This is a genomic window from Vitreimonas sp. (assembly GCF_035627415.1).
In the GTDB taxonomy this organism is placed as follows: Bacteria; Pseudomonadota; Alphaproteobacteria; order Caulobacterales; family Aquidulcibacteraceae; genus Vitreimonas.
On record NZ_DASPLU010000031.1, the window covers coordinates 217600 to 237401 of the forward strand.

Below are 19802 nucleotides of genomic sequence, written 5' to 3' on the forward strand. Positions count from 1 at the left end.
CACCCCCAACCCCGCCCCGCAAGGGGGCGGGGAGTCGGTAGCTCTGCGCTCGCCAGTCAGCGCTTGTGCAAACCCAGCGCGCCGAAGCAGAGCGCAGCCTGTCCGGCCCAGTAGATCATCCAGCCGGCGAAGCTGCGCCAGTGGGCGAGCGTTGGGTCGGGGTCGGGATGAAACATGTTCCAGGCGACGAAGCCGTCGCTGATGAAGAAGAGCACTGCGCCGGCCATAGCGAGCCAACGCGCGGCGGGGAGCGTGAAAGAGATGATCGCCATCAGCGTGAGCACGCCGGTGTAGACGCTGAGCGGGATGAACATGGCGCTGTCGCGCGGCACGAGCAGCGAAGTCATGATTAGGGCGGCGGCGATCAGCGCGAGCGCGGCGAGTGCGCGCGGCGGCTGCTTCAGCGCGGCGAGGCCGAGGCCGGAGCGCAGGAAAAGCGCGATGTAGAAGAGGTGGCCGATCAGGAACGCGAACGCGCCGTAGAGGAACGTGTCTGGGCTCCAGGCGAGCAGCGCGTCGCCGAGCGCGCCGAAGAGGAGCGCGGCGGCGAGGACCTTGTTATGGGCCGCGCTGGCGTTTGCAGGTTGGAGCGCGGCGCTCCGCGCCGCATGCGCGGCAGGAGCCGCGCGGTCCAACCTGCCGCCATCCGCGCTCCATAGTGCAATCAGCACTAGCACGATGATGCCGGACGATTTGCGCAGCGCCGGCAGCACGTAAGGCGGTTCGCCGACGTAGAGGCTCGCGCCGAACGCGCCGTAGGCGAGGGCGAGGAGGGCGGAGAGTGCGAGCAAGAACCACTTCATGAGCAGCGTCATGCTGGTTCGATGTGCCAGAGACAAGCAGCTAGCCTGCCGGTAGCCGCGCTAGCGCCGCGCACCGCGATCCTGCGCTTGCTGCCGTTTGAGGTGGGTGTTGGCGATCAATAGCAACACCGTGGCGATTGAGAACCATATCGCGCGCCCGACCCAGATGCCTGAGACGTCCACTGGGTAGCCAGCGGACAGCATCATGGGAACGGGAAATCCAAAGGTCACGCCGCCAATGATCAATGCGAGCGCGCGTGGCGGCCCATCCAGGCGCTGGACAACAAGTGTCATTGCGATGCCGAACAACGCTGAATAGCCCAGGGCTTCCAGAGTGGAGTAAGCGATTAGCAGCGTCAGCTCCGGAAGCGCATAGACGAAGGCGAAGATGACGGCCAACGTCCACATGGCTCAATCCCGCCGCGCCGGCTGCGCGTAACCGAGCTTCTCGTTCAGCGCGGTCAGTAGGTTCTGCGCGATGTCGGCGATCACGCCGCCGGGCGGGTACACCGCCGCGGCGCCCATCTCTTTTAGCGTTTCGACATCCTCCGGCGGGATGACGCCGCCGATGACGATCATGATGTCGGGGCGGTTGCGTTCGACCAATGCAGCGCGCAGCGCGGGAGTTAGCGTGAGGTGGCCGGCCGCGAGCGAGGAGACGCCGACGACGTGGACGCCGCTGGCGATGGCCTGGTCGGCGACTTCCTCCGGTGTCGCAAACAGGGGGCCGATTTCGACGTCGAAGCCGAGATCGGAGAAGGCGCTGGCGACGACTTTCTGGCCGCGGTCGTGGCCGTCTTGGCCCATCTTGGCGACGAGGATTTTCGGGCGCTTGCCTTCGGCGTCCTCGAAGGCGTGGACGCTTTGGCGCGCGCGTTCGACGGCGGCGTCGTCGCCGGCTTCGCGCGAGAAGACGCCGGTGACGAGCCGGATCGGCGGCTGGTGGCGGGCGAAGGCGCGCTCGAGGGCTGCGCTCATTTCGCCGACTGTGGCTTTCGCGCGGGCGGCTTTGACGGCGAGGTCTAACAGGTTGCCTTTGCCGCGGGCGCCGCTTTCCAACGCTTCGAGCGCAGCGTCGACTTCCACCTGTTTGCGTTCGCGCTTCAGGCGCTCGAGCTTTTCCAGCTGCATCGCGCGGACCTTGGCGTTGTCGACTTTGAGAACCGGAATGTCTTCGGGTTCGTCGAGCTTGTATTTGTTGACGCCGACAATCGTCTGATGGCCGGTGTCGATGCGCGCTTGGGTGCGCGCGGCGGCTTCTTCGATGCGGGCCTTGGGCAAGCCTTGATCGATCGCCTGCGCCATGCCGCCGAGTTTTTCCACTTCCTCGATGTGCGCCCACGCTTTCGCGGCGAGGTCGGCGGTGAGGCGTTCGATGTAGTAGGAGCCGCCCCAGGGATCGGCGGGGCGCGTCACGCCGGCTTCGCTCTGCAGCAGGATCTGTGTGTTGCGGGCGATGCGGGCGGAGAAGTCGGTGGGGAGCGCGAGCGCTTCGTCGAGCGAATTGGTGTGCAAAGATTGCGTGCCGCCATAGGCGGCGGCCATGGCTTCGACGCAGGTGCGGACGGCGTTGTTGTAGACGTCCTGGGCGGTGAGCGACCAACCGCTGGTTTGGCAATGCGTGCGTAGCGCGCGGGATTTGTCGTCCTTCGGATTGAACTCAGCCGTGAGCTTCGACCAGAGGAGGCGCGCGGCGCGCAGTTTGGCGATCTCCATGAACGGGTTCATGCCGATGGCCCAGAAGAACGAGAGCCGCGGCGCGAATTTGTCGATGTCGAGCCCGCCGGCTATACCGGCGCGGATGTATTCGACGCCGTCTGCCAAAGTGTAGCCGAGCTCGAGGTCCGCGGTCGCGCCGGCTTCCTGCATGTGATAGCCGCTGATCGAGATCGAGTTGAACTTCGGCATCTCGGCGGCGGTGTAGGCGAAGATGTCGGAAACGATCCGCATCGAGGGCTTCGGCGGATAGATGAACGTGTTCCGCACCATGAATTCTTTGAGGATGTCGTTCTGGATCGTGCCGGAGAGCTTGGCGTGCGGCACGTTCTGCTCTTCGCCGGCGACGATATAGAGCGCCATGATCGGCAGCACCGCGCCGTTCATGGTCATGGAGACGCTCATCTGGTCGAGCGGGATGCCGTTGAAGAGCGTGCGCATGTCGAGAATGGAATCGATGGCGACGCCCGCCATGCCGACATCGCCGACGACGCGCGGGTGATCGGAATCGTAGCCGCGGTGGGTGGCGAGATCGAAGGCTATGGAGAGGCCTTTTTGCCCGTGCGCGAGATTGCGCCGGTAGAAGGCGTTCGAGTCTTCGGCCGTGGAGAAGCCGGCGTATTGGCGGATGGTCCAGGGTTGCTGGACGTACATGGTGGGATAGGGCCCGCGGCCGAACGGGGCGAGGCCGGGGAAGCCGTCGACGAAGTCGAGGTTCGCGCGATCGGCGGCGGCGTAGGCGGTGCGAACGGCGATGCCTTCGGGCGTGAGCCAGGGCTGGTGCGTCGACGTAGTCGCAGATGCAACATCGGTGTCGAGTGTGAGCTTGCTGAAGTCGGGCAGTGTCATGAGCGATTTCCCAAGAGAACCCTCTCCCCCGCGAGGGGGAGAGGGCAGGGTGAGGGGGCAGCGCGGGCGGCTGACGTTTCGAGCGCCCAGTCGCTCGCTCGCGCAAATGCTCCAAGCGGCGATGCTCCACCCTCATCCTGCCCTCTCCCTCCCAAAGGAGGGAGAGGGTGGCGCGTACTTTTGCGGCCCATCAACTTGTGGCTCCGCTCGCAAAAGCCGCCAAGGCCGCCGCGTCGCCGCGGAAGGCGTTGAGGTCGATGGGGCCGTTGACGCCGTCTTTGTGGCCGCGATTGTGGTGTTGCCAGATGATCCAGTCGCGTTGGCGGAAGCGCGGTTCGACGCCGAGCGAGCGGAGCCAGAAGCGCTCGCCAGTGAGCGCGGTCAGGTGCGCGTCGTGGAATTCGCGCGTGGTGTAGATGATGGGTCTGACGCCATAATGCGCTTCGACGCGGTCGAGGAAGATGCGCGCTTCGGCGATGACGTCGGGCATTGTCGGCCCGCGGCGGCAAGGGCCCATGTGTTCGAGATCGAGCGCGGGCGGCAAAGCGCCGTCGGCGCGCGGCACGGCGGCGATGAAGTTGGCGGCCTGGCGCGCGCCGGGCTGGCATAGGGTGAAGAAGTGGTAGGCGCCGCGCCGCAGGCCCGCCGCATCGGCTTCGCGCCAGTTGACGGCGAAGCGCGGATCGACGTGATCGGCGCCTTCGCTCGCCTTGATGTAGGCGAAGGCGACATCGTCGGCGGCGAGCGCGCGCCAATCGATCGGGCCCTGATGCCAGGAGACGTCGACGCCCTGGATGTAGCGGCTCGCCCACGGCGTCCACCAGCCGCCGAGCATGGCGACCAGCGCCGCAAGGACGGCGAGCGCGCCGGCGATGAGCGCGATGCGCTTCATCCGCCGATCCCTAAAGCCGTCTGCAGCGTTTCCAGCTCGGCCGCGGCGTCTTGGCCGGCGTATATGAACTGATCGACGCCGGCGGCGCGGAGTTTGGTTTCGCTGTCGCCGGGCTTGCCGGCGAGGAGGACCCAGTCGGCGCCGGCGGCTTTGAGGCGCTGGGCGGCGTTTTCCGCGTGTTCGGCGTAAGCGGAGTCGGCGCCGCAGATAACGGCGACGCGGGCGGATTGGCTGCGGAAGGCGTCGATCATCTGATCGCGCGAGGCATAGTGCTCTTCTTCGCCGATGGAGGCGACGCCGCCGGCGGCGAACAGGTTGCGCGCGAATTGCGCGCGCGGACCGAAGGCGGCGAGGGGGCCGAGTGTGGCGAAGAAGACCGCTGGGCGCGGGCGGATCGCTTCGGCGCGGTCACGCAGCGCTTCGAACGGTTCGGCCCAGCGGATGGGATGAAATGCTCCCCCGCTTGCGGGGGAGCTGTCGAGCGCAGCGAGACTGAGGGGGGAGTTGTTGGGGACGCGCCCCTCCCGCTTGCTCCGCTCGCGACCTCCCCCGCGCGCGGGGGAGGATGTTTCCGGCGCCACCGCATCGAGCAGGGGGAAATCCGTGACGCCGGTGATTGTTTCACGGCGCGTGGCGATGAGCTTCTGGCGCGCACTGCGGGCGCCGGCGACGAGATCGGCGAGCAGATCGAGCGATGCGACGATGCCGCCCTTGCTCTCGATCAGCTGCATGATCTCCCAGGCCTTGGCGGCGAGCTCGCGCGTGAGCTTTTCGACGAACCAGGCGCCGCCGGCGGGATCGGCGACGTGGCCGAGGCGGCATTCTTCGAGCAGCACGTGTTGGGTGTTGCGGGCGACGCGGCGGGCGAACGGCGTCGGCAGGCCCAGCGCATCGGTGAAGTTGCCGGTCGTGACAATATCGGCGCCGCCGACGCCGGCGGCGAACGCGGCGGTGGTGATGCGCAGGATGTTGGTCCAGGCGTCGTAACGCGTCAGCATCCGGCGCGAGGTGAAGGCGTGAATGTGCGCGGCGCGCCCTTCGGGCGGGGCGCCGATGGCTTCCATGACGCGCGCCCAGCAGAGCCGCAGTGCGCGCATCTTCGCCGCTTCTACCAGCACATCGGGTCCGGCAGAGATGGCGAACTGCATCCAAGCGCCCGCGCTGAGGGCGTGTTCATCACCGACCATCCTCAAATACGCGATGCCGCTGCAAAGCGCCGCGGCGATCTCTTGCGCTTCGCTTCCGCCAGCTTCGTGCACGGGACGGGCGTCGGCGCGGACCACTCTGGCGTCGGGCAGCGCCCAACGCAGACGCTGGACCCATGCCGCAATGTGTTTTGAGTCGGCGCCTTGCGCGCCGGTGCGCATCAGCGAGCCGATGGGATCGAGATTGAATGCGGTTCCCGGCGCGGCGACACCTTTGAGCTTCGCTTCAAGCAGGCCGGCCGCCCACAAGCCGCGTTCGCCCGCGTCGAGCGAGACGGGCGCGGCTTCGATAATGACGCCGGCGAGCGCAACGTCCAAATCTCGTGCATCGCGGATCGCAACGCCGCGCGCGCCGCTCGGGTCGATCACGAGTTCGATCGCGCCGACGCCGCCTGTCAGATCCGCCAGGATGTCCTGGTTCGTGCGCGCGGGATCGGGGTGATCGTACGCCTGCCGGATCAGCCAGGCGCCGTCACGGCCGCCGCGGATGAATGGCGCAGCGCCCGGCGCGCCGGAAACATCGTCGGCCGTCGCAATATCCGGCTCGCGGTACAGCGGCTCGATGGCGATGCCGTCGGCGGTTTTGCCGACGAGCCGCGCCCATTGCGCGCCCTTCAAGCCTTGCTCCACCAGCGCACGCCAAGCCGCTTCGTCCGCCGGCTCGCCGAGGGAGAGGGTGGTCTCAGTCATTTCCGCTCCAGTTGACGCCATGTCAGGCATCGACGCGCTTTTCGCCGCAAGCTACGCCTTACGCAACCAGCGCAGCGGATTTGAAATTCGCCTGGGGGTGGTGGCACGCGTGGAGCGAATTTCAAATCCATAAGCTGCGCTGAGACTCTTGAGTCTAAAGCGCCTTTTTGGACTTGAAATGCGACAAGCGGTCGACCCAACCTCTCGGTCGCATTTCAAGTCCGGCGCTTTAGGAGACGATGATGGCCCTGCCGCCTTTGTTCGACAAGCTGCGCTTACCGGCCGTGGGCGCGCCCCAATTCATCATCGCCAACCCCGAACTGGTGACCGAACAGTGCAAGGCCGGCATCGTTGGCTCGTTTCCAGCGCTGAATGCGCGGCCCGAGTCGTTGCTCGACGACTGGCTTTACCGCATCAAGGACGATCTCGCCGCTTATGACGAGGCGCACCCAGATGCGCCAGCGGCGCCGTTTGCGGTCAACCAGATCGTCCACAAGACCAATGCGCGGCTCGAGCATGACGTCGCCATGTGCGTGAAGCACAAAGTGCCGATCGTGATCACCTCGCTCGGCGCGCGGCCGGAAGTGAACGAGGCGATCCATTCCTATGGCGGCATCGTGCTGCACGACGTCATCAACGTGACGTTCGCCAAGAAGGCGCTGGAGAAGGGCGCCGACGGATTGATCGCGGTCTGCGCCGGCGCCGGTGGGCACGCCGGCGGGCTCTCGCCGTTTGCGCTGATCCACGAGATTCGCGAATTCTTCGACGGTCCGCTGCTCTTGTCCGGCGCCATCGCCACCGGCAAAGCGATCCTGGCGGCGCAAGTGATGGGCGCGGACCTCGGCTATATCGGCTCAGCCTTCATCGCCACCAAGGAAGCGAATGCGCCGGAAGCCTATAAGCAAATGATCGTCGACTCGAGCGCGGGCGACATCGTCTATTCCAACCTCTTCACCGGCGTGCTCGGCAATTATCTGAAGGGCTCGATAATCAAAGCTGGGATGGATCCTGACAATCTGCCCACCAGCGATCCCAGCAAGATGAGCTTCGGCGGCGGCGAGGGCTCCAAGGCGAAAGCTTGGAAAGAAATTTGGGGCGCGGGCCAGGGCGTCGGCGCCGTGCATGAAGTGGTCTCCACCGCCGATCTCGTCGCGCGCTTGAAGCGCGAATATGATGCGGCGAAACGGGGATCGTGCGCCGGCTAATCCCCGCATTCTGCGCGGCGGCTTGCGCCCACATCATAAAGCCTATCAAGCGGTTGCGGCTCCGAAGCGCGGCGCGCTTAAGCGATTCAATCCGACCGCGCTCCGGCAGCCTTAAACTCCTCAGCTCATCAAGCGAGGAGTTCATGACCAACCATCAGACTGAAAAACCGGCGATCCATTCGCTCACCTTGCGCAGCGCCGCCGCGATCGCCATCGCCGCCGCCGCCGAGCGGCTCGGCGTCGCGCTGCCCGAAGGCGCGGCGCAGGAACTTGCCACCGCGCTCATCGATCTCGTCGTCACCCTCGGGCTGATCGGCGTCGCCATCGGCCGCACCCGGGCCCGCGCGCCCATCGTTTGAGGAGAACAGCCATGCATCGTTCAATGCGCGTCTTCGCGCTTGCCCTTGTGCTCGCGGCGACGCCCGCGTGCGCGTCCTTGCCGGTCGGCGGGACGCGGATCGAAAACCCGGTCGCCGCGGCGCGGACGCTCGATCAGCGCGCCTACGCGCTGACGCAGAGCTACGCCGCCATACTGGAAGAAGCCGCCGACATCGTGCGCGATCCGGCGACACCGGCCGAAGCGCGCGCGGCGCTGGCGCGGGCCGAAGCGGCGGCGACGCCGGTTGTGGAAGCGCTGCACGGCGCGCTCGCCGCCTATCGCGCCGCCCGGACGAGCGCAGCGCAGTCGCGGCTGGAGCGCGCAGTCGCCTCCGCGGCGCCTGCGGTCGCCGAGCTTCAGTCCCTGGTCCGCTCAAACCGATAGGAGCGTCTCATGTCCAAGCTGATCTTGCAGGTGCAGCTCCTGCTCGCCGCGCTGTCGGCGCTCCTGCCTCTCGTGCCGGAGGAGCATCGCAGCCGGGCTGCGGAGCTTCTCGATTTGGCCGCGCGGGCGCTCGCGTTCGGCGGCGTCGTGACGACGAACCTCGACGATCTCGCGCTGAAACTTGCGGCGGTGCGCGCCGACGTGGAAGCGATGGCGGCGGCGGGGCGGGCGGTCAGCGCCGAGGAGATGGACGCGGCGCTGGCGCGTGTGCGCGCGGCGTCCGCCGGCTTCCGCGAAGCGCTGGCCGAGCGCGGCGCCGGTTGACCTTCGCCGCGGCGCGCTCTTTTGTCGGGCCATGGGCAAGCACATCCTCGCCATCGACCAGGGCACGACCTCGACGCGCGCCATCGTCTTCGATCTGGAGTTCAATCCGCGCGCGACGGCGCAGGTCGAGCTGACGCAGCACTATCCGCAGCCGGGTTGGGTCGAGCACGACGCGGAGGAGATCTGGGCGGCGACGCTTCAAGTGTGCCGCGCGGCGGTCGCGCAGATCGGCGGCGTCGGCGAGATCGCGGCGATCGGCATCACCAATCAGCGCGAGACGACGGTGGTGTGGGATCGCGCCACCGGCGCGCCCGTGCACAAGGCGATTGTCTGGCAGGACCGGCGCACGTCCGAGCTTTGCGCAGCGCTGCGGGAAGGTGGCCACGAAGAGCGCGTGCAGGCGACGACCGGCCTGCTGCTCGATCCGTATTTCTCCGCCACTAAGATCGCCTGGATTCTCGATCATCAGCCCAGCCTGCGAGCGCGGGCGGAGCGCGGCGAACTGGCGTTCGGCACGATCGAGACGTTTCTCGTTTGGCGGCTGACGCAAGGCCGGGTCCATGCGAGCGACATCACCAACGCTTCGCGCACATTGCTGTTCGATATCTCGAAACGTCAGTGGAGCGAGGAGATGTGCGCGCTGTTCAACGCGCCGCGCAGTCTGCTGCCGGACGTGCGCGCCTGCGACGCGCATTTCGGGGAGGCGAATGCGGCGCATTTCGGCGCAGCGATCCCGATCCATGGCATGGCTGGGGATCAGCAGGCTGCGCTGGTCGGCCACGGCTGCTTCAAGCCGGGCATGGCGAAGGCGACGTTCGGCACCGGCGCGTTCCTGGTGATGAACATGGGCGAAGCGGCGCCGCATTCTGCCAACCGCCTGCTCGGCACGATCGGCTATGAGACGCGCGATGTGTTCGCTTACGCGCTCGAAGGCTCGATCTTCTCCGCCGGCGCGACGATGCAATGGCTGCGCGACGGGCTGAAGCTGATCAAGACGTCCGCCGACTCCGAAGCGATCGCCGCCTCGCTGCGCGACAATGGCGGCGTCTATCTGGTGCCGGCGTTCGCCGGGCTCGGCGCGCCGCAATGGAGCGCCGAGGCGCGCGGCACGATCGTGGGGCTGACGCGCGATTCAACGCTCGATCATATCGTGCGCGCCGGGCTCGAAGCGGTCGGCTATCAGACCGCCGATCTGCTCGACGCGCTGCGCGCTGACGGCGCGCCGCGGATCGAGCGCCTGCTGATCGACGGCGGCCTCACCGCAAACGGTTGGGCGATGCAGTTTCTCGCGGACGTCTGCGAGGTCGAGGTGGCGCGGCCGCAATTCCAGGAAGTCACGGCTTTGGGCGCGGCAAAGCTCGCCGCCTATGGCGCGGGGTTGATCCAATCCTTGGACGGCGTTGGCGCGGCGACGAGCGCGCGCTGGGCGCCGCGGATGGGCGCGGCGGAGCGGGAGAAGCTGCGCGCGGGCTGGCGGGCCGCGGTGGATGCGGCGCTCTGCGCGGCGCGCCGCTAGCGCCGCATGGTGAGCCCGGCGGGATTCGAACCCGCGACCCCCTGATTAAAAGTCAGATGCTCTACCGACTGAGCTACGGGCTCGCACGCGAAGCGCGGCGTTTAAGCCGATGCTGGCGCGCACGCAACCTCAGCCCTCCGGCGGCAGCGGCGTGGCCGCAGGCGCGGTGGCGAGCGGCGGCGGCTCAGGTTCGGCCGCCGCAGGGGGCGTCGACTCGGCGGCGGCGGGCGGCGCCTGGCGCGGAGGGGTGCGCGCGGCGGCGCGACGCGGCGGCGCAGGCGGCGTGGGCGCGGCTTGCGGCGGCGCGGCTTGCGCGGCCTGATAGGCCGGATCTTGGCTCGCGTCCGCCAGCGTGGCGGCCGGCTCCGGCTCCGGCTCGGCAACCTGCACCGCGGGGACGCGATCCGTCAGGCCCGGCCCCTCGTTCAGAGTCGCGTAGCCTGCGCCGGCGGCCGCCAGCAGGCCGGCGATGATCGCGTATCTCAGGAGAGGGCCGCTGACGGACCTGGGCGCATGCGGCGCGGCATAGGGATCGCGTTCTGCTCTTGGCACGGGGGAACCTCACTGACGGGAGTTTGGGAGGAGTTTGGGAGCAGAGCCCCAACCCAATGCCGCTACTGGGCGTTCCATCACGCGATCGTGTGTCGAGACCGCAACAACAGAGAGGAAATGCCGCAGCATGGCGCCTTCTACGCTGGCGGCCCGCGGCTTCGGACAGCAGAGTGCCGGCGCTCATCGATTTTTCGGCGGGGGACGTCCTCGAGCTAGCGCTTTTGAGGACGAACGCAGGGGCGATGAGGGGACGGGGGCCGCGCCTGGAGGGGGCGCGGCCCTTTTCGTTTCAGCCCTGTGTCGCGCCAAGGCCACGGGCGGGCCGCAAAAGGCCCCGGCGGCGGGCAAATCCGGTGACTCGTCGCGGAGATCGCATGGACTTCGTGGCTTTTGGGCGCCAGTATCCGGCATTAAGGGACTATGGCGGGAACTGGGCCGGTTAGTAACGGTTCGGTAAGCGGCGGCAGGAGATTAACGTCTCCTACTGCTTCGTTCCTGCCTAGGCCGTAAGCGCGCTAGGCGCGAACGCTGCGTCGCAGCGATCGGCGGCGTAGGGGACCACTTTAGAGGGGTGAATATGAAATCGCGCATCACGAAGACGGTCGCGCTTGCGGCTCTGATGGCGGGCACCGCCGGCGTCGCGAACGCGACGGAAGGCTGGTACGGCCGCGCTGACATCGGCTGGTCGTTCGACGGCACGGTCGAATCCGACGACCTCGGCGGCGAGGTCACGCTGGAGCACGACTGGACCGAACATCTCGGCCTCGGCTACGCGTTCGGCGGCGGCTTCCGCCTCGAAGGCGAACTCGGCCACCGCTTCAATCAGCTCGACGAAGACGTCGTGCTCGACGGCGACCTGCACGCTTGGTCGGCCATGGCCAACCTGTTCTACGACTTCAACCGCGGCGGCGCGCTTGAGCCCTACATCGGCGCGGGCGTCGGCGCTGCGCGCCTGAACGGCTCGGCGACCGACGGCATCGTCTTCATCGAAGGCGAAGACACCGTCACCGCTTATCAGCTGATGGCTGGCGTCGCCGTCGGCATCACCGAACAACTCGATCTGGATGTCGGCTTCCGTCACTTCGTCGCTGAAGGCGCCGAATTCGACGAAGGCACTGTCACCGGCGAGTTCGACTACGAGCACCAGGCCATCACCGTCGGCCTGCGTTACCAGTTCGCCGCGCCGGCCGCTCCGGTCGTGGCGCCGCCGCCGGTCGCGCCGCCCGTGACCGCGCCGCCGGTTGCGCCGCCGCCGGTGACGTGCCCGACGTCTGAGTTCGTCGTGTACTTCGAGTGGGATCGTTCGAACCTGAACCAGGCCGCGCTCGAAACCATCGATGCGGCCGTGAACCGCGCGCGTCAGTGCAATGTCGGCGGCGTTGTCGTCGTCGGCCACACCGACACGTCCGGCTCGCCGACCTACAACCAAGGCCTGTCGGAGCGTCGCGCTTCGGTGGTCCGTGATGCGCTGGTCGCCCGCGGCATCGCCGCCGGCTCGATCACGACGCAAGCCCGCGGCGAAACCGAACTCGCCCGTGCGACGGCGGACGGCGTGCGCGAGCCGCTCAACCGCCGCACCGCGGTGACGATCACGTTCCGCTAAGCGTCAGCTTAGTCAGAACTGCGAAGGGCCCGGCCGCAAGCCGGGCCCTTTTGCTTTGGGTCGATCGGCGCTCGAAATCGCCTGGCGCACGTATGACGCGCGCGGCGCTAACCTGTGCGGGGAACTGCGCGTGCCCGCCGCGCACGCATTGAGAAAATTCGCGCCAAGACGGGAGAAAAGTGGTTAACGGCCATTGCCGCGGGGTATTGGAAGCACACCCTTCAACGCAGCCGCAAAACGCGGCCCATTATGGGGCCGAACAGATTCAGGGGATGGCCAGATGAAATCGAAACTGATGCGCACGTTGGCGATCGCCATACTGATGGCGAGCGCGGCCACCGTCGCGAACGCGCAAGAAGGTTGGTACGGACGTCTCGACGTCGGCACCAGCATTGACGGCGAAATCGACGATAGCGTCACGAGCTACGATCTCGAAGACGACTTCGTCGCTTCGGTCGGCGCAGGCTACGGCTTCGCCGGCGGCTTCCGCGCCGAGGGCGCGATCGACTATCGCAACAACGACATCGATACGCTCGCCGACGAAGTGAAGGTCTGGTCGGCGATGGCCAACGTCTACTACGACTTCAACCGCGGCGGCCGCTTCCAGCCGTACCTCGGCTTGGGCGTGGGCTACGTCAACGCCGAGACCGACGCGTTCGACGACGCCGACGGCTGGGCCTATCAGGGCATGGCCGGCGTCGGTTATGCGATGAGCGAAAACGCCGTGCTCGATATCGGCTATCGCTACTTCATGGCGCCGGAAATCGACTTCGACACCTTCGACGCCGATTACGAGCAGCAAGCGGTGATGGTCGGTATTCGCTGGGGCTTCGGCGCGCAAGAAGCGCCGCCGCCGCCGGTCACCACGACTCCGCCGCCGCCGGTGACGACGCCGCCGCCGCCGCAAATCGTCGCCTGCCCGACATCTGACTTCGTCGTCTACTTCGAGTGGGATCGTTCGAACCTCAACCAAGCTGCGCTCGAAACCATCGATGCGGCCGTGAACCGCGCGCGTCAGTGCAACGTGAGCAACGTCGTCGTCGTCGGCCACACCGACACGTCGGGCTCGCCGCAATACAACGAGGGCCTGTCGGAACGCCGCGCCTCGGTGGTGCGTGACGCGCTGGTCGCGCGCGGCATCGACGCCGGCTCGATCACCACGCAAGCCCGCGGCGAAACCGATCTCGCACGGCCGACTGCGGACGGCGTGCGCGAGCCGCTGAACCGCCGCACGGCGGTGACGATCAGCTTCGGCTGATCCGCGAGGCTTGACTGAAACGGCGAAGGGCCCGGTCAAAAGCCGGGCCCTTTTGTTCGCGTCTGAAGAATTTGTAACCAGGAAACCCTGGTCGCGCCGCGAGGCCGGAGCGAGACTTGGCTCACCTTTGATCCCTTCGGGCGGGCGGGATCGACGGGGCGATCCTTTTTTCGACGGGAGGGGAACACATGCTCAAGCGCATCTCGACGATCGCAGCCGCGATGGCTGCGCTGACGGCCGGCGCGGCTTCCGCGCAGGATTGGCAGGGTTTTTATGTCGGCGCTCACACCGGCTACACGGAGGGCGAAGCCGACCAGCCGTACGGCAACGTGGGTGGGCCATATATCTTCAGCGACCAGGACGCGCCTGACGTCAGCGGTTGGATCTATGGCGTCCAAGCCGGCTATGATTTCCAACTGGGCGGCAACTGGGTGCTCGGGCTCGAAGCGCAGGGCACGTGGGGCGACCGCGAAGGCGACGACGGCGGCACGGGCGGCGATGTCAACGGCGTCGAGATCAACTCGGAATATTCCGTTCGAGCACGCGGCGGATACCTGTTGACGCCGAATACGCTCGCTTACCTGACAGCCGGCTGGGTGCGCATGGACGTCGATGCGACGGCGCCGACAACGGGGTCGGTGAATGAGGACGTCGACGGCTGGACCTACGGCATTGGCGCAGAACACCGCTTCGCTTCGAATTGGAGTGGCTTCATCGAATATCGCCACGACGAAATGGACCAGACGCGGTTTTCGTTTCCAGCGGATGGCTACGACGAAGGGATCACGCCTGAGACGGACAGCGTACGCATCGGCGTGAACTATCGCTTCGCCGCCGCCGCACCTCCGCCGCCACCGCCGCCTCCGCCACCGCCGCCGGTGCAGCCGCCGCCGCCGCCGCCACCCGTAACGACGTGCCCGACGTCTGAGTTCGTCGTGTATTTCGAGTGGGATCGTTCGAACCTGAACCAGGCCGCGCTCGAAACCATCGATGCGGCCGTGAACCGTGCGCGTCAGTGCGATGTCGGCGGCGTCGTCGTCGTCGGCCACACCGACACCTCGGGTTCGCCGACCTACAACCAAGGCCTGTCGGAGCGTCGCGCTTCGGTGGTCCGTGATGCGCTGGTCGCCCGCGGCATCGCCGCCGGCTCGATCACGACGCAAGCCCGCGGCGAAACCGAACTCGCCCGCGCCACGGCGGACGGCGTGCGCGAGCCGCTCAACCGCCGCACCGCAGTGACGATCAGCTTCCGATAGACCCAGCGAGGCGGGCCCGGCTGAACGCCGGGCCCGTTTTGCGTCGCCGCGCTGGACTTGAGCCCGCCGGGCGGGCAGTTTCCGCCCCCATGTCAGCCGACGTAACGACACCACCGGCGCGCAGCCTGGGCGCCGGCCTCGAGCCGTTTCTGGAACGTCTCGACGCCCAAGGCGAAGCGCTGGCGGCGCGCACCGAAGCCTGGTCGGCGATCAATTCGGGCTCCTACGAACTGGCCGGTCTAACGCGCATGCGCGCTCCGTTGCTGGACGCGGTTGCGGCGCTGCCGGGAGAGGTTGCCGAAGTCGAGCTCCAGCCCTCGCAGCGCGTGCGGCCGGACGGAGAGGTGATCGATATCGAGCACGGCGCCTCGATCCGCGTGCGCGTGCGGCCGCACGCGCCGGTGCAGGTGGCGCTCACTGGCCATTACGACACGGTGTTTCCCGCCGCGCATCCGTTCCAGAAGCCGTGGCGCGATGGGGCGATGCTGCGCGGGCCCGGCACGGCCGACATGAAGGGCGGCATCGCCGTCATGCTGGCGGCGCTCGAAGCGTTCGAAGCGGCGCCGGGCGACAAGCTCGTCGGCTACGAAGTGCTGCTGAGCCCCGACGAAGAGGTCGGCTCGATGGCGAGCGCGCCGCTGCTGGCCGAGCTCGGCGCGCGCGCGCAGGTCGGCATGACCTACGAACCGGCGCTCGCCGACGGCGCATTGGTCGATGCGCGCAAGGGTTCGGGCAATTTCAGCCTGATCGTCAAAGGCCGCGCCGCCCATGTCGGCCGCGCATTCAGTGACGGCCGCAGCGCTGTGATCGCCGCCGCCGAGGCGGCGCTGGCGCTCAATGCGCTCAACGCCCAGCGCGAGGGCGTCACCTTCAATGTCGGCGCGATCGACGGCGGCAGCGCCGTCAATGTTGTGCCCGACCGCGCGGTGCTGCGCTTCAACATCCGCAGCCCCGACGCCGAAGGCGCCGCCTGGGGCGAAGCGCAAGCGCGCCGCATCGCCGAGGCCGCCCACGCGCGCGACGGCATCAGCGCGCATCTGCACGGCGGCATCACCCGGCCGCCGAAGCCGCTCAACGTGCAGCAGCGCACGATCGTAAGCTGGACGCGCGCCGCCGGCGAAGCGCTCGGCCTTGATCTCAAGTTTCAATCTTCCGGCGGCGTCTGCGAGGGCAACAATCTCGCCGCCGCCGGCTGCCCCAACATCGACACGCTCGGCCCCTGCGGCGGCGGTCTGCACAGCGATCAGGAGTTCGCCCTGCTTTCTTCCTTCAGCGAACGCGCCAAGCTTTCGTTTCTGATGCTCGCCGGCCTCAACAGCGGCGCCTTCGACGTGCGGAGCCTCGGCAAATGAGCGCGCCCGTCTACGTCATGCGCGCGGCTGGGCCGGCGGACCTCGCCGGCTTCAAACAGCTCCGCGAAATCGCCGGCGCCGGCTTCACCAGCCTGATGCTCGACGATAAGGCGATGGCCGACAAGCTCGCGCTTTCCGAACGCAGCTACGGCTCGGATGTGCAGAGCGCGGGGGCCGAGCGCTACTTCATCGCGCTCGAACACATCGAGACCGGCGCGCTCGCTGGTTGCGCCGGCGTCAAGGCGACGATCGGCGAGACGCCGCCCTTCTTCAATTTTCGGCTGATCACCGAGGCGCAGTCTTCCGCGGTGGTGAACCGGCGCTTCGACCTGGGCGTGCTGATCGGCGTCAACGATTTCACCGGCTGCTCCGAAGTGGGCTCGCTATTCGTGCGTCCCGAGCACCGCGCCGGCGGTGTCGGCCGGGCGCTGGCGCAATCGCGCTACATGCTGATGGCGGCGCAGCCCGAGCGTTTCCGCAGCCGCGTCGTCTCCGAGCTGCGCGGCGTCGTCTCGCCCGAAGGCGTGTCGCCGTTCTGGGAGGCGGTGGGCCGGCATTTCTTCCGCATGGACTTCAGCGAAGCCGACAAGCTGAGCGCCACCACTGACAACCAGTTCATTCTCGACCTCATGCCGCAACATCCGATCTACGTGGAGTTGCTGGGAGAGGAGGCGCGCGCCGTCATCGGCCAATGCCACAAGGACGGCGAGGGCGCGCGGCGGCTGCTGGAATGGGAGGGCTTCAGCTTCTCCAACGTGGTCGACATTTTCGACGCCGGCCCCCTGATGAGCGCGCCGCGTGACGCCATCCGCACGCGCCGCGAAGCGCGCAGGCTGAAGCTGGAACCGGGAGAACCGGGCGAGCGCGCAACGCGGGCCTTGGCGGCGACGGCGCGGATCCGCGACTTCCGCTGCGTGTCGACGCGCGCCTCGCTTGGCGATGGCGTCGCCAAAGTCGACGCCGCCGTGCTCGCGGCGCTGAAGCTGGAAGCGGGGGAAGAAGCTCTGGTCTGGTTGGAAGATGCGCACTGAACTTTACATCGACGGCGCTTGGCGCGCCGGCGGCGGCGAACGCTTCGCCTCGCACGACCCCGCAAGCGGCGACAGAGTCTGGGAAGGCCGCGCCGCCACCGCCGACGATGTCGCCGAGGCGATGGCCGCCGCGCGGCTCGCGTTCCCGTCCTGGTCGCGCCGGCCGGTCGAGGAGCGCATCGCCGTTGTGCGCGCGTTCGGCAAGGCGATCGAGACACGCGCCGAGACGATTGCGCAGACGATCAGCCGCGAGATGGGCAAGGCGCTTTGGGACGCCAAGGGCGAAGTGCAGGCGATGATCGGCAAGATCGAGCTTTCGATCCGCGCCCAATCCGAACGCGCCGGCTTCCGCGAAGAGAAAGCCGCCTTCGGCGCAATGACGCTCTCGCACCACGCACACGGCGTGCTCGCCGTGTTCGGGCCATTCAATTTTCCGGGTCATCTGCCGAACGGCCACATCGTGCCGGCTTTGCTCGCGGGCAATGTCGTGCTGTTCAAGCCGAGTGAGCTGACGCCAGGCGTCGGCGCGCTGATGGCGGAAGCGTGGGAAGAAGCGGGACTGCCGGCGGGCGTGCTCAACCTGCTGCAAGGCGGCCGCGACACCGGCGCTGCGCTGCTCGACGCCCAGGGCCTCAACGGCGTGTTGTTCACCGGCTCGGCGCACACCGGCGCGCTCATTCACAAGAAGTTCGCCGGCCGGCCTGACGTCGTGCTCGCGCTCGAACTTGGCGGCAACAATCCGCTGATCGTCTGGCCGCCCGTCGATGCGCAAGCGGCAGCGAACCTGATCGTCCACTCTGCCTTCGCCACCAGCGGCCAGCGCTGCTCGTGCGCGCGCCGTCTGATCGTGCCGCAAGGCCCGGACGGCGACACTATCATCGCAGCGCTGGCGGCGCTGACGCCGAACATCAAAGTCGGCCCGGCGACGCAGACGCCCGAACCGTTCCTCGGCCCGCTCGTCAACGCCGAAAGCGCCGAACGCGCGGTGAAGTTCGAGCAGGGACTCATGGCGATGGGCGCAAAGCCGATCGTGCCGGTGAAGCGTGAGGGCGCGACCGTGCATCCGGCGATCATCGACGTCACCGGCTTGACGCCGCCGGACGAAGAGCTGTTCGGCCCGCTGCTGCAAGTCTATCGCGTCAGCGATTTCGACCACGCGCTCGATGTCGCCAACGCCACGCGCTACGGGCTCGCCGGCGGGTTGATCAGCGACGATCCGACGCTGTGGGCGCGGGTGAAGAACGAAATGCGCGCCGGCGTGCTGAACTGGAATCGGCCGACCACGGGCGCCTCGGGCGCGATGCCGTTCGGCGGCCCAGGACTCTCCGGTTCGCTGCGGCCGAGCGCGTATTATGCGGCGGACTATGTCGCGTATCCGGTGGCGACGCAGTTGGCGGAGAAGGCGGCGCCGATCGCGGCCCCCGGGCTGCCGAAATGACGACCGACGCGACCGCCGAGGAGATCAATTTCGACGGCATCGTCGGTCCGACGCATAATTATGCGGGGCTCTCGGTCGGCAATCTCGCTTCGGCGCGCAATGCAAATACGATCGCGCGCCCACGCGATGCAGCGCTGCAGGGGCTGGCGAAGATGCAGCGCTTGCGCGCGCTCGGCCTCGCGCAAGGCGTGTTGCCGCCGCACGAGCGGCCGAACATCGCCTGGCTGCGCTCGCTTGGCTTCAGCGGCAGCGATGGGCAAGTGTGGGAGAAGGCCTGGAAGAGCGAACCTACGATCGGGCGCGCCGCGCTCGCTTCGTCGGCGATGTGGGCGGCGAACGCGGCGACGATCTCGCCGAGCGCCGATTGCGCCGATGGGCGCCTGCACGCTTCCGTCGCGAATCTGCAGACGATGCTCCACCGCATCCTCGAAGCCGAGCAGACCGAGCGCACGCTGCGCCGGCTGATGCCGGACGAAGCGCGCTTTGCCGTTCACCCGGCGCTCATGCCGCACAGCGTCCTTTCCGACGAAGGCGCGGCCAATCACATGCGCATGGCCGCGAACCCGGGCGCAACGGGCGTCGAGATCTTCGTCTACGGCCGCACCGCGGCCGAGATCCGCACCGGCTTTCCGGCGCGGCAGACGCTCGAAGCCTGCCATGCGCTGGCGCGCCGGCATGAGCTGGATCCCGCCCGCACCATCTTCGCCCGCCAAGCCAGCGAAGCGATCGACGCAGGCGCCTTTCATAACGATGTCGTCGGCGTCGCGCACGAGCACGTGCTCTTCCATCACCAGGACGCGTTCGCCGACAAGGCCGCGCTCTACGCCCAAGTGCGATCGGCGGTCAAGGACTTCGCGCCGGTGTTCATCGAAGTCCCGCGCGCGCGTGTGGGGCTCGACGATGCGGTCACATCCTATCTCTTCAACTCGCAGCTGCTGCGCTTGCCCGGCGCGCGCGCGCTGACGCTGATCGCGCCGACCGAAGTGCGCGAGAACAACAAGACGGCGGCGTTCGTCGCCGAGATGATCGCGCAGCCGAACGCGGCGATCGGGCAGGTGGAGTATGTCGAAGTGCGCGAAAGCATGCGAAATGGCGGTGGGCCCGCGTGCTTGCGCTTGCGCATCGTCATGACGGCGCGCGAGCGCGCAGCGGCTGCGCAGGGGTTTTTCCTGGACGATGCGCTGGCGGGAAGGCTCGGAGCTTGGATCAAGACGCACTACCGCGAAGAACTCGCCCCCGCCGATCTCGCCGATCCAGCGCTGGTGGCGGAAACACAAACGGCGCTCGATGAGCTGACGCGCATCCTGCCGCTCGGCGGGGACTTCTATCCGTTCCAGCGCGGTTAGGCG

18 protein-coding genes and 1 tRNA gene are annotated in these 19802 nt (G+C 67.7%); 12 read left to right on the forward strand and 7 right to left on the reverse strand.

Going from position 1 to position 19802, the window contains the following annotated elements; translation table 11 throughout:
• Positions 1-56: 56 nt before the first annotated feature.
• The 5 genes from VEA80_RS17205 to VEA80_RS17225 all read right to left on the reverse strand — a co-directional run bounded on the left by VEA80_RS17205 (position 57) and on the right by VEA80_RS17225 (position 6155).
• Complete coding sequence (locus VEA80_RS17205) at positions 57-803, reverse strand: lysoplasmalogenase (protein ID WP_325062009.1); 747 nt, start codon at positions 801-803, stop codon at positions 57-59.
• Positions 804-863: 60 nt separating this feature from the next.
• Positions 864-1211 (reverse strand): hypothetical protein, encoded by a 348-nt coding sequence (locus VEA80_RS17210; protein WP_325062010.1) that lies wholly within the window; start codon positions 1209-1211, stop codon positions 864-866.
• 3 nt (positions 1212-1214) lie between these two features.
• The gene (scpA, locus tag VEA80_RS17215) at positions 1215-3368 is read right to left on the reverse strand and encodes a methylmalonyl-CoA mutase (protein ID WP_325062011.1); all 2154 of its coding nucleotides are present in this window, start codon (positions 3366-3368) and stop codon (positions 1215-1217) included.
• Positions 3369-3558: 190 nt separating this feature from the next.
• Positions 3559-4260, reverse strand: coding sequence for a GH25 family lysozyme (locus VEA80_RS17220; RefSeq protein WP_325062012.1), 702 nt, complete (start codon positions 4258-4260; stop codon positions 3559-3561).
• On the reverse strand, positions 4257-6155 hold the full coding sequence (locus VEA80_RS17225; RefSeq protein WP_325062013.1) for a methylmalonyl-CoA mutase family protein: 1899 nt from the start codon (positions 6153-6155) through the stop codon (positions 4257-4259). Before VEA80_RS17225 ends, VEA80_RS17220 begins: the two co-directional genes overlap by 4 nt.
• 242 nt (positions 6156-6397) lie before the next feature.
• Between VEA80_RS17225 and VEA80_RS17230 the strand changes: the two genes are divergently transcribed.
• The 5 genes from VEA80_RS17230 to glpK all read left to right on the forward strand — a co-directional run bounded on the left by VEA80_RS17230 (position 6398) and on the right by glpK (position 9963).
• Positions 6398-7360: a nitronate monooxygenase family protein gene (locus VEA80_RS17230; protein ID WP_325062014.1), complete on the forward strand. Its 963-nt coding sequence runs from the start codon at positions 6398-6400 to the stop codon at positions 7358-7360.
• Positions 7361-7503: 143 nt separating this feature from the next.
• The gene (locus VEA80_RS17235; protein ID WP_325062015.1) at positions 7504-7719 is read left to right on the forward strand and encodes a hypothetical protein; all 216 of its coding nucleotides are present in this window, start codon (positions 7504-7506) and stop codon (positions 7717-7719) included.
• An 11-nt stretch (positions 7720-7730) separates the two neighbouring features.
• On the forward strand, positions 7731-8123 hold the full coding sequence (locus tag VEA80_RS17240) for a hypothetical protein (RefSeq protein ID WP_325062016.1): 393 nt from the start codon (positions 7731-7733) through the stop codon (positions 8121-8123).
• 9 nt (positions 8124-8132) lie between these two features.
• Positions 8133-8447, forward strand: a complete 315-nt coding sequence (locus VEA80_RS17245; protein WP_325062017.1) for a hypothetical protein — start codon at positions 8133-8135, stop codon at positions 8445-8447.
• A 31-nt stretch (positions 8448-8478) separates the two neighbouring features.
• The gene (glpK, locus tag VEA80_RS17250; RefSeq protein ID WP_325062018.1) at positions 8479-9963 is read left to right on the forward strand and encodes a glycerol kinase GlpK; all 1485 of its coding nucleotides are present in this window, start codon (positions 8479-8481) and stop codon (positions 9961-9963) included.
• A gap of 7 nt (positions 9964-9970) precedes the next feature.
• On the opposite strand, the gene VEA80_RS17255 is transcribed toward glpK, so the two are convergent.
• Together VEA80_RS17255 and VEA80_RS17260 are read right to left on the reverse strand one after the other, a co-directional pair.
• Positions 9971-10046, reverse strand: a tRNA-Lys gene (locus VEA80_RS17255).
• A 46-nt stretch (positions 10047-10092) separates the two neighbouring features.
• Positions 10093-10515 carry a hypothetical protein gene (locus VEA80_RS17260; protein WP_325062019.1) on the reverse strand — a complete coding sequence of 141 codons (423 nt, stop codon included), beginning with the start codon at positions 10513-10515 and terminating at the stop codon, positions 10093-10095.
• 577 nt (positions 10516-11092) lie between these two features.
• Between VEA80_RS17260 and VEA80_RS17265 the strand changes: the two genes are divergently transcribed.
• The 7 genes from VEA80_RS17265 (at position 11093) to astB (ending at position 19799) form a co-directional block, all read left to right on the forward strand.
• On the forward strand, positions 11093-12118 hold the full coding sequence (locus VEA80_RS17265) for an OmpA family protein (protein WP_325062020.1): 1026 nt from the start codon (positions 11093-11095) through the stop codon (positions 12116-12118).
• Positions 12119-12398: 280 nt separating this feature from the next.
• Positions 12399-13376, forward strand: a complete 978-nt coding sequence (locus VEA80_RS17270) for an OmpA family protein (protein WP_325062021.1) — start codon at positions 12399-12401, stop codon at positions 13374-13376.
• A gap of 188 nt (positions 13377-13564) precedes the next feature.
• Positions 13565-14632, forward strand: a complete 1068-nt coding sequence (locus VEA80_RS17275; protein ID WP_325062022.1) for an OmpA family protein — start codon at positions 13565-13567, stop codon at positions 14630-14632.
• An 89-nt stretch (positions 14633-14721) separates the two neighbouring features.
• Positions 14722-15984: a hydrolase gene (locus VEA80_RS17280; protein ID WP_325062023.1), complete on the forward strand. Its 1263-nt coding sequence runs from the start codon at positions 14722-14724 to the stop codon at positions 15982-15984.
• Positions 15981-17015 (forward strand): arginine N-succinyltransferase, encoded by a 1035-nt coding sequence (locus VEA80_RS17285; protein ID WP_325062024.1) that lies wholly within the window; start codon positions 15981-15983, stop codon positions 17013-17015. The genes VEA80_RS17280 and VEA80_RS17285 overlap by 4 nt, the downstream gene beginning before the upstream one ends.
• On the forward strand, positions 17005-18453 hold the full coding sequence (gene astD / locus VEA80_RS17290) for a succinylglutamate-semialdehyde dehydrogenase (protein ID WP_325062025.1): 1449 nt from the start codon (positions 17005-17007) through the stop codon (positions 18451-18453). Before VEA80_RS17285 ends, astD begins: the two co-directional genes overlap by 11 nt.
• Positions 18450-19799 carry an N-succinylarginine dihydrolase gene (gene astB / locus VEA80_RS17295; RefSeq protein ID WP_325062026.1) on the forward strand — a complete coding sequence of 450 codons (1350 nt, stop codon included), beginning with the start codon at positions 18450-18452 and terminating at the stop codon, positions 19797-19799. The genes astD and astB overlap by 4 nt, the downstream gene beginning before the upstream one ends.
• Positions 19800-19802: the final 3 nt, after the last annotated feature.

Coding starts and splice junctions, on each gene's coding strand:
- VEA80_RS17265 (WP_325062020.1), top strand. CDS start 11,093: ATGAAATCGCGCATCACGAAGACGGTCGCGCTTGCGGCTCTGATGGCG.
- VEA80_RS17270 (WP_325062021.1), top strand. CDS start 12,399: ATGAAATCGAAACTGATGCGCACGTTGGCGATCGCCATACTGATGGCG.
- VEA80_RS17220 (WP_325062012.1), bottom strand. CDS start 4,260: ATGAAGCGCATCGCGCTCATCGCCGGCGCGCTCGCCGTCCTTGCGGCG.
- astB (WP_325062026.1), top strand. CDS start 18,450: ATGACGACCGACGCGACCGCCGAGGAGATCAATTTCGACGGCATCGTC.
- VEA80_RS17235 (WP_325062015.1), top strand. CDS start 7,504: ATGACCAACCATCAGACTGAAAAACCGGCGATCCATTCGCTCACCTTG.
- glpK (WP_325062018.1), top strand. CDS start 8,479: ATGGGCAAGCACATCCTCGCCATCGACCAGGGCACGACCTCGACGCGC.
- scpA (WP_325062011.1), bottom strand. CDS start 3,368: ATGACACTGCCCGACTTCAGCAAGCTCACACTCGACACCGATGTTGCA.
- VEA80_RS17225 (WP_325062013.1), bottom strand. CDS start 6,155: ATGACTGAGACCACCCTCTCCCTCGGCGAGCCGGCGGACGAAGCGGCT.
- VEA80_RS17230 (WP_325062014.1), top strand. CDS start 6,398: ATGGCCCTGCCGCCTTTGTTCGACAAGCTGCGCTTACCGGCCGTGGGC.
- VEA80_RS17275 (WP_325062022.1), top strand. CDS start 13,565: ATGCTCAAGCGCATCTCGACGATCGCAGCCGCGATGGCTGCGCTGACG.
- astD (WP_325062025.1), top strand. CDS start 17,005: ATGCGCACTGAACTTTACATCGACGGCGCTTGGCGCGCCGGCGGCGGC.
- VEA80_RS17205 (WP_325062009.1), bottom strand. CDS start 803: ATGAAGTGGTTCTTGCTCGCACTCTCCGCCCTCCTCGCCCTCGCCTAC.
- VEA80_RS17280 (WP_325062023.1), top strand. CDS start 14,722: ATGTCAGCCGACGTAACGACACCACCGGCGCGCAGCCTGGGCGCCGGC.
- VEA80_RS17240 (WP_325062016.1), top strand. CDS start 7,731: ATGCATCGTTCAATGCGCGTCTTCGCGCTTGCCCTTGTGCTCGCGGCG.
- VEA80_RS17210 (WP_325062010.1), bottom strand. CDS start 1,211: ATGTGGACGTTGGCCGTCATCTTCGCCTTCGTCTATGCGCTTCCGGAG.
- VEA80_RS17285 (WP_325062024.1), top strand. CDS start 15,981: ATGAGCGCGCCCGTCTACGTCATGCGCGCGGCTGGGCCGGCGGACCTC.
- VEA80_RS17245 (WP_325062017.1), top strand. CDS start 8,133: ATGTCCAAGCTGATCTTGCAGGTGCAGCTCCTGCTCGCCGCGCTGTCG.